The 11655-nt window shown below is 68.4% G+C and carries 11 protein-coding genes; 7 read left to right on the top strand and 4 right to left on the bottom strand.

Going from position 1 to position 11655, the window contains the following annotated elements:
* The first annotated feature begins 55 nt into the window (after positions 1–55).
* The 6 genes from EPL04_RS13825 to EPL04_RS13800 all read left to right on the top strand — a co-directional run bounded on the left by EPL04_RS13825 (position 56) and on the right by EPL04_RS13800 (position 6775).
* The gene (locus EPL04_RS13825) at positions 56–1657 is read left to right on the top strand and encodes an ABC transporter substrate-binding protein (protein ID WP_167599480.1); all 1602 of its coding nucleotides are present in this window, start codon (positions 56–58) and stop codon (positions 1655–1657) included.
* Positions 1658–1678: 21 nt separating this feature from the next.
* Positions 1679–2629: an ABC transporter permease gene (locus tag EPL04_RS13820; protein WP_209019627.1), complete on the top strand. Its 951-nt coding sequence runs from the start codon at positions 1679–1681 to the stop codon at positions 2627–2629.
* A 3-nt stretch (positions 2630–2632) separates the two neighbouring features.
* Positions 2633–3550, top strand: coding sequence for an ABC transporter permease (locus EPL04_RS13815; protein WP_134671779.1), 918 nt, complete (start codon positions 2633–2635; stop codon positions 3548–3550).
* A 1-nt stretch (position 3551) separates the two neighbouring features.
* Entirely contained in the window at positions 3552–4640 is a 1089-nt protein-coding gene (locus EPL04_RS13810) for an ABC transporter ATP-binding protein (RefSeq protein ID WP_134671778.1), read from the top strand.
* On the top strand, positions 4637–5698 hold the full coding sequence (locus EPL04_RS13805) for an ABC transporter ATP-binding protein (protein ID WP_134671777.1): 1062 nt from the start codon (positions 4637–4639) through the stop codon (positions 5696–5698). Before EPL04_RS13810 ends, EPL04_RS13805 begins: the two co-directional genes overlap by 4 nt.
* Positions 5699–5761: 63 nt before the next feature.
* A complete protein-coding gene (locus EPL04_RS13800; protein WP_134671776.1) occupies positions 5762–6775 on the top strand; it encodes a dipeptidase in 1014 nt (337 codons plus the stop codon).
* A 17-nt stretch (positions 6776–6792) separates the two neighbouring features.
* On the opposite strand, the gene EPL04_RS13795 is transcribed toward EPL04_RS13800, so the two are convergent.
* The 3 genes from EPL04_RS13795 to EPL04_RS13785 all read right to left on the bottom strand — a co-directional run bounded on the left by EPL04_RS13795 (position 6793) and on the right by EPL04_RS13785 (position 9608).
* Positions 6793–7623: a VOC family protein gene (locus EPL04_RS13795; RefSeq protein ID WP_134671775.1), complete on the bottom strand. Its 831-nt coding sequence runs from the start codon at positions 7621–7623 to the stop codon at positions 6793–6795.
* Positions 7620–8144, bottom strand: coding sequence for an Lrp/AsnC family transcriptional regulator (locus EPL04_RS13790; protein ID WP_134671774.1), 525 nt, complete (start codon positions 8142–8144; stop codon positions 7620–7622). Before EPL04_RS13790 ends, EPL04_RS13795 begins: the two co-directional genes overlap by 4 nt.
* A gap of 123 nt (positions 8145–8267) precedes the next feature.
* The gene (locus tag EPL04_RS13785; RefSeq protein WP_134671773.1) at positions 8268–9608 is read right to left on the bottom strand and encodes an aminotransferase family protein; all 1341 of its coding nucleotides are present in this window, start codon (positions 9606–9608) and stop codon (positions 8268–8270) included.
* Positions 9609–9778: 170 nt separating this feature from the next.
* Here EPL04_RS13785 and EPL04_RS13780 point away from each other — a divergent pair, with 170 nt between their 5' ends.
* Positions 9779–11254 carry a CoA-acylating methylmalonate-semialdehyde dehydrogenase gene (locus tag EPL04_RS13780; protein WP_134671772.1) on the top strand — a complete coding sequence of 492 codons (1476 nt, stop codon included), beginning with the start codon at positions 9779–9781 and terminating at the stop codon, positions 11252–11254.
* Between the two features lie 87 nt (positions 11255–11341).
* Here EPL04_RS13780 and EPL04_RS13775 read toward each other — a convergent pair whose 3' ends face one another.
* Entirely contained in the window at positions 11342–11590 is a 249-nt protein-coding gene (locus EPL04_RS13775) for a hypothetical protein (RefSeq protein WP_134671771.1), read from the bottom strand.
* Between the last annotated feature and the right edge of the window lie 65 nt (positions 11591–11655).

The following is an 11655-nucleotide window of genomic DNA, read 5'->3' as shown; positions in this document are numbered from 1 at the left end:
GGCTCCGCCGTCGATTTACCCGTAGTTTTAACAGGAGATGTGTGGAGTGGTACCTATGCACGAAATGGGAGAGTACGACCGTCGTGCATGTCTCAGAGCAATCGGCGCTGCTGGGGCAGTCGGGGTGACGGGAATCGCCGGGGTGTCGGGGAACGGTGGGGCGACAAACGACGCGGCAAGGGCGACTCAGGACGGGAGCCAGCTCTCGTACGCGCTCCAGGAGTCGATCGTGGCGATGGACTTCGCGCTCGCGTACGACTTTACGACCAACAAGGTGACCAACAACGTCTGGGACACGCTGGTCACCTACACCTACGACGACCCGCCGGAGCTCACGAACTGGCTGGCGTCGAACGTCGAGACCGAGGGCGACACCTCCTACGTGTACGAACTCCGGGACGCGACGTTCCACAACGGCGAGCCGGTCACGGCGGGCGACGTGAAGGCGAGCTTCGAGCGGATACGGAACCCGGACGTCGCCTCGCCGCTCTCGTGGGCGCTCGAGAACGTCCAGGAGGGCGACGACGGCATCGAGGTCGTCGACGAGCGGACCGTCCGATTCAACCTCGCCGAGCAGTCTGCGGTCTGGCGGTACATGCCCGGGTTCGTGGGGATCGGGCCGGCCTCGGCGATGGACGAACACGGCGTCGACTTCGGGCGGAACCCGGGGACGACCGTCGGTAGCGGGCCGTTCGCGGTCGAGTCGTGGAGCCAGGGCAACCAGATCGAGCTGGTCCGCCACGACGACTACTGGAACGACGACCTCCCGATGGCCGACGGGATCACGTTCAGCATCGTGCCCGAGGGCTCCTCACGGGTGACCGGTCTCAGCACGGGCGAACACGACGTCGTGGGGAACCTGCCGCCCCAGCAGTGGCAGCAGGTGTCGAACATGGGCAACGCCCGCATCGACCGGGGGACGACGTTCCTCGAGTACAAGCTCTCGATGCAGAACCAGCGCGAGCCCTGGCAGTCGGACAAACAGCTCCGACAGGCGCTCGCGTACGCCACCAACTGGGACCAGATAATCGAGAACGTCTACTTCGGGACGGCGGTCCGCCAGCAGGGGCCGCTCCCCCAGAACATGCGGTGGCACAACGACGAACTCGACCTGTACGGCCACGACCCCGAGCGGGCCCAGGAGCTCTACGACCAGAGCGGCGGGATCGACCGGCCGATCGAGTTCATCGCCACGCAGGGCACGCAGGCCCGAGTCGCGGTCATCGTCCAAGAGCAGTGGCGCGACGCGCTCGGGGTGGAGGTCAACGTCAACCAGATGCCCTACGAGCAGCTGCTCCCGCGCATCGAGAACGGGGAGTACGACATCCAGTACGACGGGTGGGGCTCGGACTACCCGGATCCGGACGGACAGCTGTACTCGCAGTACAACTCCGAGTTCTGGCCGCCGAACAACAACGAGTCGTGGTACGAGAACGGCGAGGTCGACGACCTGCTCGAACAGGCCCGGACCACGACCGACGAGGCCGAACGCGAGGAGCTGTACAAGCGGATTCAGGAGATCGTCCACGACGACGTGCCGGCCATCTGGGGCGTGCTCGTCGAGCAGGGGTTCGGGGTCAACGAGTCGCTGTCGTTCCCCGAGGTGACGCCGATGTGGTACTGGCAGGACGTCGGCGCTCGGGTCGGTCCCCAGTAACCGCTCTCGGTTCGCTTCAGCATGGGTCTGGCACGCTACGTCCTGCGACGGCTCCTGTTGCTCGTTCCGGTCGTCATCGGCGCGACCTTGCTCATCTTCCTGATGCTCCACCTCGCGCCGGGCGACCCCGCGAGACTCATCCTCGGACAGCGCCGGGCGTCCGAGGAGACGATCCGCAACATCCGCCAGATCTTCCACCTCAACGAGCCGCTGTGGAAGCAGTACCTGCTGTGGCTGTGGGACGCGCTCCACGGCGACCTCGGGCGGTCGTTCACGTTCCGCCGGCCCGTGACCGAGATGATCGTCGAGCGGTACCCGATCACGCTCCAGCTCGCGCTCTCGGGGTGGCTGATCTCGATGGCCGTCGGCATCCCGGCCGGTATCGTCAGCGCGGTCAAGCAGTACACGAAGGTCGACTACGTCACCACCATCGTCGCCCTCTCGGGCGTGTCGATGCCGGTCTTCTGGCAGGGGATCATGCTGATACTGCTGTTTTCGTACTTTTTGGGGTGGTTCCCGAGCTCGGGGTTCGCGGTCGACGGAACCGTCTTCGATCGGCTCCACCACCTCACGCTGCCGGCGATCGCGCTCGGGACCAGCATCACCGCGCTCACCGTCCGACTCACCCGATCGGCGATGCTCGACGTCCTCAATCAGGACTACATCAGGACGGCCCGCTCGAAGGGCGTCAGCGAGCGCGAGATCATCACCGGCCACGCGCTCCAAAACGCCTTCCTGCCGATCCTGACCGTCCTCGGCATGCAGTTGGGACTGCTGTTGGCGGGCAGCGTGCTGACCGAGACGGTGTTCGGGATCGGCGGCCTCGGGCGCCTGCTGATCCGCGCGGTCCACAAGTTCGACTACCCGACGGTGCAGGGACTGACGCTGGTGATCGTGACCGTGATGGTGTTCATGAACCTCCTCGTCGACGTCCTCTACACGTTCATCAATCCGAAGATCAGGTACGACTGAGCCATGGCCCAACAGACACAACCGGTCGAGTCAGCGGACACCGACGACGAATCGGCGCTCGGCGGCGTCCTCTCGGGGCGCCACCGACGGATCCTGTCGAGTCTCGCGCGCCACCGGGGCGGACTCGTCGGCGCCGCGACGCTGGTCGCGGTCGTCTTCGTCGCGGTCGCGGCGCCCGTGATCGCGCCCTACGACCCGCTCGAACAGTTCGTCGGGCCGGCGCTTGCCGGCCCGAGCACCGCCCACCTCCTCGGAACCGACATGTACGGCCGCGACGTGCTCTCGCGGATCGTGTTCGGCGCGCGCAACACCCTCCTGTTGGCGCTGATCGCGGTCGGCATCTCGTCGGTGCTGGGCACGATCATCGGCGCGGCCGCCGGCTTCTACGGCGGCTGGATCGACGAGGCGCTGATGCGGGGGATGGACGTCGTGTTCGCGTTCCCGTCGCTGATCCTCGCGATCGTGATGATGGCGACGTTCGGCATCAACATGTACAACGCCGCGTTCGCGGTCGCGGTCGTGTTCACCCCGCAGTTCGCGCGGGTCATCCGGTCGAACGCGCTGTCGCTCCGCGAGGAGGAGTTCATCAAGGCCGCCCGCACCTCCGGCGGGACCAGACGCTACATCCTTTTCAAGCACGTCATCCCGAACGGGATCTCGGAGCTGATCGTCCAGACGACGATCAACCTCGCGAGCGCGATCCTCATCATGAGCGGGCTCAACTTCCTCGGGCTGGGGATCCAGCCACCGAAGCCGTCGTGGGGGTACATGCTCGCGAACGGTCGGTCGTACCTGTTGCAGGCGCCGTGGATCTCGACGTTCCCGGGCGTGGCGATCATGATCGTGGTGCTCGCGGCCAACATCTTCGGCGACGGGCTACGGGACGCGCTGGACCCGCGGAACACGGAGCGGGTGCGATAGCATGACCGACGACCCGCCCCTGCTGGACGTCGAGGATCTGACCGTCCACTTCCACACCGAGCAGGGCACGGTCCGGGCCGTCGACGGGGTGTCGTTCCGGGTCGGCGAGCGCGAGGCGTTCGGGCTGGTCGGCGAGTCGGGCGCCGGCAAGAGCGTGACCGCGATGTCGATCCTGAAACTGATCCAGACGCCGCCGGGCGAGATCGTCGACGGGTCGGTCCGGTTCCGGGGCGAGGACGTCCTCTCGATGTCGGGTCCCGAACTCCAGCGCGTGCGGGGCAACGAGATCGGCATGATCTTCCAGGACCCCGAGCAGTCGCTCAATCCTGTCCACACGGTCGGCCGGCAGGTCGCCGAACCCGTCCGGATCCACCGCGACGTCTCGGACGAGGAGGCGTGGGACCGGGCGGTCGAGATGCTCGAACTGGTCGGGATTCCCGACCCCGGCGAGCGGGCGACCGAGTACCCCCACCAGTTCTCGGGCGGGATGCAACAGCGGGCGATGATCGCGATGGCGCTGGCGAACAACCCGTCGCTGCTGATCGCCGACGAGCCCACTACCTCCCTCGACGTGACCATCGAGGCCACCATCCTCGATCTGATCGACCGCCTTCAGGAGGACCACGACATGTCGGTGGTCCTGATCACCCACGACCTGAGCGTCATCTCGGAGGTGTGCGATCGCGTCGGGGTGATGTACGCGGGGCGGATGGCCGAGGTCGCTCCGGTCGAGCGCATCTACGACGCGCCCCGCCACCCCTACACGTACGGGCTGGTCAACAGCATCCCGAGCGCCCGCGAGAAGACCGACAGCCTCGCCAGCATCGAGGGCCAGATGCCGAGCGGCGTCGACCCGCCGTCCGGGTGTCGGTTCCACCCGCGGTGTCCGGCCGCGATGGCCGACTGCGATCGGCACCACCCGGAGGAAGTCGAGCGAGACGGCGGCCGGGTCGCGTGTCACCTCTATCCCGAGCCCCGGGACGAACCGGGGAGCGCGGCCGAGGTCGACCCGGACCCAGAACTGATCGGGCGGCTGACCGGCGGGGACGACCGCGCGGCCGACCGCCGCCGAGGAGGTGCCGGCGAATGACCGTGACCGATCGGGAGCGCGACCGCGACCGAGAGGCCGCCGAGGACGCGCTGGTGAGCGTCCGAGGGCTCGAGAAGTACTACGAGAGCAATCAGGGGCTCGTCGATCGGCTCCTCGGGAACGTCCGTCGGGTCAAGGCGGTCGACGGCGTCTCGTTCGACATCCCGGCCGGCCAGACGATGGGGCTGGTCGGCGAGAGCGGGTGCGGGAAGACGACGCTGGGCGAGACCCTGCTGAAGCTCCACGACGCGACCGCGGGGGAGATCTACTACGACGGCCGGCCGATCACCGACCTCTCGGACGGGCAGTTCCGGCCGATGCGCGAGCAGATGCAGATGATCTTCCAGGACCCCCACTCGAACCTCGACTCCCGGATGGTGATCGGCGACATCATCACCGAGCCGATGAACGTGCTCGACGTCGGCGACAGGGCCGATCGGGAGGCCCGCGCCAAGGAACTGCTCGATCAGGTGGGTCTCGACCGGAGCTACTACGACCGCTACCCCCACGAGTTCTCGGGGGGACAGCGCCAGCGCGTCGGGATCGCCCGCGCGCTGAGCGTCGATCCCGACTTCGTGGTCTGTGACGAGCCCGTGAGCGCGCTCGACGTGAGCGTGCAGGCCCAGATCCTCGAACTCCTCGACGACCTCCAGGACGAGTACGGGCTCACCTACCTGTTCATCTCTCACGACCTCAGCGTCGTGCGGTACATCTGCGACCGGCTCGCGGTGATGTACCTTGGGAAGATCGTCGAGATCGGCGAGTCCGAGGACGTGTTCGAGAACCCACAGCACCCCTACACTCGGGCGCTGTTGTCGGCCGTTCCGGACCCGGACCCCGCGGTCGATCGGGACCGGATCTTCCTGGAGGGCGCGCCGCCGAGCCCCGAGAACCCGCCGGAGGGGTGTCGGTTCCAGACGCGGTGTCCCGAGAAGATCGGGCCGGTCTGCGAGGAGGCGCCGCCGGAGTTCTACGACATCGAGGACGGCCACCACTCGGCGTGTTACCTCCACGACGAGGCGGTCGACGAATCGCGCTCGGAGGCCGACGATGAGTAGGGCCGAGCGGCGTCCGGCGCGTTCGCGGACGCGAGCGCCCGCCGATCGAAGGGGGACGCGCCGATGAGCCGAGACCACAGATGCTTCGATCTCCACTCGGACATCCCCTATGCGGTGGTCCGGGAGCGGGCCGCGGGGCGCCGCCGGGTGATCGCCGACGAGTTCCGCCCCGAGATGGCGGCGGCCGGAATCGCGGGGCGAGTCGTCGCCGTCTACGTCGACGAGGCGTACCTGCCCGAACTGGCGCTCCGACGGGCGCTCGGGGCGGTCGAGGCGATCCGCAAAGAGGTCGAGGAGACCGAGCAACTGTCGCTCGCGACGACCGCCGAAGGCCTCGACGCGGCGGCCGAGCGCGACCGCCACGCGCTCGTCCTCGGCATGGAGGGCGCCGAGGCGCTGAAGGGCGATCGCTCGATGCTCGATGCGTTCTACCGGCTCGGCCTGCGCGTGCTGACGCTGACTCACAGCCGGCGGAACGCGGCCGGCGACGGGAGCTTCTTCGCGCCGACGCGATCCGGGACGCCGGGCGGGCTCTCGGCGTTCGGCGTCGAGGTCGTCGAGCGAGCGGACGAACTGGGCGTCCTCGTCGACGTCTCGCACCTGAACGAGCCGGGGTTCTGGGACGTCTTGGAGTTCGCCGACGGGCCGGTGATCGCCTCCCACTCGAACTGCCGGGCGCTCCGGAACCACCCCCGGAACCTCACCGACGACCAGCTCGCGGCCGTCGCCGACGCGGGCGGGGTGGTCGGGCTCACCGCCGTCGGACGGTTTCTGGCCGCGCCGGGCGAGGGGTCGACGGTCGAGGACTACCTCGACCACGTCGAGCACGCCGTCGACGTCGTCGGCCCGGACCACGTCGGCGTCGGGTTCGACTTCGTGGAGTACCTCCGGCCGTTCCTCTCGGACGCCGAACGGGCGCGGCTCCCAGATCCGATGCCGGTCGAGGGCCTCCGGGGCGACGCCGACGTGGCCGACCTCGGCGCCCGACTCGCCGAGCGGGGGTTCGGCGACGACGCGGTCGCCCGGATCCTGCGGGACAACTCGGTGCGAGTCTTGCGGGCGGTCCTCGGCGAGTGAGCGTCGGACCCGAGTGACTACGTCCGTTCGACGACGCCGAGTCGCGATCCCAACATATCGCTGTCGAAAAACGCCACCCGGCCCTCGGGCCACGAGGTCGGCTCGCCGAGCGGGGCCGCCTCGCGGGCGGCCGTCAGGTCGTCGGTCGCGAGCAGACACGCACACGGGCCCGCCCCGAGATCGGACAGTCGGTCGTCGAGCCACGCCGTCCCGTCGGGGGCCGCGAGCGCCACCGGCCGGCCGGGGAACGACGCGACCGTCCCGAAGCCCGCGACCTGCTCGCGGATCGACCGGGGATAGCGATAGAGGTCCCGAAACGTCCGCTCGGCCGCGTCGAGGTCCGGGACCGCGAGCACGACCTGTCCGATTCCCGTCAGGGGGCCGCCCGCGACGCTGTCGCTCGGCGCGATCCGGGACGACAGCGGCGTCCGGTCCTCGATGGCGAACGGGAGCAGGCGGCGCTCGTCGGGCGCTCCGAACTCGGCGCGGTCCCACTCGACCAGCGTGCCGTCCTCGCGTTCGCGCGAGTCGGACAGCGGGCCCCGGACCGGCCGGCCCGCCTCGATCACGCGCTTGCACTCGGCCGCGACGTCGGGGACCCGGACGCACCACGCCGCCGGCCCCGCGTCGGCCCGGATGTGTCGCGGCCAGAAGTCGTGGTCGCCGGGTTCGCGCTCGGCGATGAGTTCGACGTACGATCGGTCGTCGAACCCGAGCACCGCCATGTGGGTGTGGCCGTTGTCGTGGACGCCGCCGTAGTCGGGCGCGAGTCCGAGCCGGTCGAACTCGGCGGTGATCTCCTCGAGGTCGTGCCACGCGAACGGGACGTGATCGAGCGTCCGGCTCATTGCGAGGACGGCTGGAGGACTGTCTCGCGGGCGTCGTCGGTGAGGTTGCCCGTGACCGAGGTCGGGCCGTCGAACTCGCGCATCACGAACCGCGACGACGTCTCGTTGACGCCCTCGAGCGCCACCATGCGCTCGACGAGGTCGTTGAGCTGTTCGCGGCTCTGGACCCGACTGATCACCACGAAGTCGACGTCGCCCATCGTGTAGAAGACCTGCTCGACGCCGTCGATGGCCGACAGCGACTCGCCGATGTCCTCGGAGTACCCCTGCTCGTGGGTGACCGAGACGTCGGTGATCGACACCATCTCGAGCCCGAACGCCATGGGGTCGACGTCGGCGGTGACCCCCTGGATGACGCCGTTGTCCTTGAGCTTGTTCAGCCGGTAGTGGATGGCCGACTTCGAGAGGTCGAGTTCGTCGGCCAGCGTCTCTAAGCTGACGTCGAAGTCCGCCTCGACTCGCTCGAGGATGGCGAGATCCGTCTCGTCGAGATCGGGCGCCGCCCGGAGTGCGTCGTTCATGGGCGACAGTTAGAGGCGTTCGATCAAGAAAGCCCCGTTGTCGAGCGTCCGGCCCGGACGGACCGGCGCCGAGCCCGGCCGCGACGTGGGGCGGCGCGTTTGATCCCGTCGTCGTCGGGCCGGCTACCGATCCATCGCGTCGTCCGAGACGTCGAGGGCGGCGTCGAGCGCGTCGATCGCCTCGTCGATCTCGTCCTCGGTGATCGTGAGCGGCGGCGCGACGATCAGGGTGTTGATCATGTTCGCGACGTAGGTGCCGCGGTCGTACGCGGCCGCGGCGACCTCGTCGACGACCGTGGTCCCCTTGCTCACCTTGTCGGCGCGCTCGCCGAACGGGACCCGTTCGTCGGGGTCGCTCGTCAGTTCGATCCCCCGGAACAGCCCGACCCCGCGGGCCTCGCCCACGCTGGGGTGACGGTCGGCGAGGTCGTCGATCCGGTCGCCGAGGTACTCGCCGACCTCGCTCGCGCGCTCGATGAGGTTCTGCTCCTCGTAGGTCTCGACCGCCGCGAGGCCGGCCGCGACCGCCGCGGGGTGGCCCGAGTAGGTGTGGCCGTGACAGAGCATCTTGTCGTCGAAGTGGGCCGCGATCTCGTCGGTGACGATCGTCGCCCCGAGCGGCTGGTAGGCGCCGGTCAGCCCCTTCGCCATCGTCATGATGTCGGGTTCGACGCCGAACACGTCGGCGCCGAACCACTCGCCGGTGCGGCCGAACCCGCTCATCACCTCGTCGACGACGAGCAGGGCGCCGTGGTCGTGGGCGATCTCCTTGAGCCGGGGGAGGTACTCCTCGGGCGGCACCAGAATGCCGTTCGAGCCGACGATCGGTTCGACCAGGATCGCCGCGACCGTGTCGCCTTCGAGTTCGAGCATCTCGTCGATGTACTCGACGCTCTCCATCGGGTCGAGCGTCGAGCCGTAGGCGTAGGGGTCGGGCGCCTTGATCGTCCCCGGGATCCCGGGCTCGGAGGCGAGCCGGCGGGGGTCGCCGGTGACGCTGATCGAGCCGTAGGTGGCGCCGTGGTACGATCGGTACCGCGAGAGGATCTTCTGCTTGCCGGTGTAGAAGCGCGCGATCTTGATCGCGGCCTCGACCGCCTCGGTCCCGCTGGTCGAGAAGAACGTCTTCGAGAGGTCGCCGGGCGTGACCGCCGCGAGCTTCTCGCCGAGTTTCGCCCGGGCCTCGGTGGTGTAGCCCGGGGAGACGTACGCCGCGTCGGCGACCTGTTCGGCGATCGCGTCCTCGACCTTCTCGGCGGAGTGGCCGAGGTTCGAGCACATGAGCTGGCTCGAGAAGTCGACGAACTCCTCGCCGTCGGCGTCGGTGAACCGGACGCCCTCGGCGTGGGTCACTTCGGTCGGCCGGACCTCGCTCTGGAACGACCACGTTCCGAAGACGTGCTCGCGGTCGGTGGCTTCGACCTCGTTGAGACCGTCGGTCGGGGCGGGCTCTTGCTCTGACATCGTCGGATGAGAACTAGTGTCCCGATTTGATTAATCTTTGGATGGATCAAGATATGAAGTATAATTTCCCACGAATCAATCTTCGAGAGGTATTTCGTCCGCCCGAGTCCGCTCAGAGCGGACGCTGTCGGGAAGACTTATTGGGGAGAAGCGAGAGCCATCAACGTACGATGTCACTAGATACCACCCCACCGTGGGACGACGTACAGAACTACGTCGACGGCGAGTGGCGACGGCCGTCGAACGACGGCCAAGACGTGGTCGACCCGGCGACCGGCGAGACGCTCGCCCGGGTCGGCTTCAGCTCCGGCGACGACGTCGACGCCGCCGTCGACGCCGGCCGGGAGGCGTTCGAATCGTGGCAGTCGACGCCGGTCGAAGAGCGCATCCAGCCGCTGTTCGCGCTCAAAGAACTGCTCGAAGCCCACCAGGACGAGCTCGCGGAGGTGCTGGTCCGCGAGCACGGCAAGACGTTCCCGGAGGCGAAAGGCGAGCTCCGACGGGGCATCGAGAACGTCGAGGTCGCCTGCGGGGTCCCGTCGATGATGCAGGCCGGCCACCTCCCGAACGCCGCGCCCGGCATCGACGAGACCGCGGTCCGCAAGCCGCTTGGCGTGTTCGCGGCGATCACGCCGTTCAACTTCCCCGGCATGATCCCGCTGTGGTTCCTGCCGTACGCGGTCGCGACCGGCAACGCGTTCGTGCTCAAGCCAAGCGAGCAGGACCCGGTCGTCGCCCAGCGGCTGTTCGAGCTGATCGACGAGGCGGGGTTCCCCGACGGCGTCGTCCAGCTCGTCCACGGGAGCGTCGACACGGTGAACGCGCTGCTCGACCACGACGGCATCGAGGGCGCGTCGTTCGTCGGGTCGACGCCGGTCGCCGAGCACGTCTACGAGCGGGCCGCCGCGAGCGGTAAGCGCGTCCAGGCCCAGGGCGGCGCGAAAAACCACATCGTCGTGACCGAGACCGCCGACCTCGACTTCGCGGCGAAGAAGACCGTCTCCTCGGCGTGTGCGTGCGGCGGCGAGCGCTGTCTCGCCAACGACGTGGTCGTCGTCGAGGAAGGCGTCTACGAGGAGTTCGTCGACCGGGTGCTCGAAGAGGCGCGGGCCCAGACGGTCGGCTACGGGCTCGACGACGACACCGACATCGGCGCGCTCATCACGCCCGACCACGAGGCGCGGGTCCGAGACCTGATCGCGACCGGCGTCGACGAGGGCGCCGATCTCCTGCTCGACGGCCGGGACGTCGACGTCGAGGGCTACGAGGGGGGCAACTTCCTCGGGCCGACCGTGTTCGGCGACGTCGACCCCGAGATGACGATCGCCCGCGAGGAGATCTTCGGCCCCGTGATGGGGCTGATGGCGGTCGAGGACGTCGACGAGGCGATCGAGGTGCTCAACCGTAGCGACTTCGGGAACGCCGCGAGCCTCTTCACCGCCAGCGGGGCCGACGCCAAGAAGGTCCGCCACGAGGCCGACGTCGGGAACCTCGGGGTCAACGCCGGCACCGCCGCGCCGATGGCGTTCTTCCACTTCGGCGGCCGGAAGGACTCGTTCTTCGGCGACCTCCACGCGCAGGGCGAGGACATGATCCACTTCTACACCGACAAGACCGTCTACATCGAGCGGTGGCCCGACGCGTGAGCCGGTAGACCGGCGATCGCCGGGTCGGTGCCGATTCGGGTCGGTTTTTCAGAACCGCGGCCGAGACGAGTGGGCGGTAGCGCGGTTCTATCTCTCGTCCTGTTTCCCCTCGCGATAGCCGCCCACTCCCGCCTCTATCGTCGTTTTGAGGATTCGGAAGCCCCCGACGAGCACTCTCGTGAGGAGGATCCCTCCGCCAACGACGACCAGACCCCGCGAGAGTCCGACGCCTCCGAGCGAGAACGTTTCGGGAGCGAGTACTCCGAGGACGAACAGGGCCAACCCGACCCAGAACGCTTCGTCCCGCTGGGAGAGCGCCGTGAGCGTTTCCGCCATGCAGTGAGAGAGCTGTTATATAAATAAGTATTTTACTCCGGGGGGGAACGCCCACACCCGCGTTC

This window comes from Halorussus marinus (assembly GCF_004521895.1).
GTDB classification, from domain to species: Archaea; Halobacteriota; Halobacteria; order Halobacteriales; family Haladaptataceae; genus Halorussus; species Halorussus marinus.
This window is presented reverse-complemented; position numbering and strand designations above follow the sequence as displayed.

Coding starts and splice junctions, on each gene's coding strand:
- EPL04_RS13795 (WP_134671775.1), bottom strand. CDS start 7,623: ATGAGCCGGACGCTCGATCACGTCCCGTTCGCGTGGCACGACCTCGAG.
- EPL04_RS13810 (WP_134671778.1), top strand. CDS start 3,552: ATGACCGACGACCCGCCCCTGCTGGACGTCGAGGATCTGACCGTCCAC.
- EPL04_RS13785 (WP_134671773.1), bottom strand. CDS start 9,608: ATGTCAGAGCAAGAGCCCGCCCCGACCGACGGTCTCAACGAGGTCGAA.
- EPL04_RS13820 (WP_209019627.1), top strand. CDS start 1,679: ATGGGTCTGGCACGCTACGTCCTGCGACGGCTCCTGTTGCTCGTTCCG.
- EPL04_RS13780 (WP_134671772.1), top strand. CDS start 9,779: ATGTCACTAGATACCACCCCACCGTGGGACGACGTACAGAACTACGTC.
- EPL04_RS13805 (WP_134671777.1), top strand. CDS start 4,637: ATGACCGTGACCGATCGGGAGCGCGACCGCGACCGAGAGGCCGCCGAG.
- EPL04_RS13775 (WP_134671771.1), bottom strand. CDS start 11,590: ATGGCGGAAACGCTCACGGCGCTCTCCCAGCGGGACGAAGCGTTCTGG.
- EPL04_RS13800 (WP_134671776.1), top strand. CDS start 5,762: ATGAGCCGAGACCACAGATGCTTCGATCTCCACTCGGACATCCCCTAT.
- EPL04_RS13790 (WP_134671774.1), bottom strand. CDS start 8,144: ATGAACGACGCACTCCGGGCGGCGCCCGATCTCGACGAGACGGATCTC.
- EPL04_RS13825 (WP_167599480.1), top strand. CDS start 56: ATGCACGAAATGGGAGAGTACGACCGTCGTGCATGTCTCAGAGCAATC.
- EPL04_RS13815 (WP_134671779.1), top strand. CDS start 2,633: ATGGCCCAACAGACACAACCGGTCGAGTCAGCGGACACCGACGACGAA.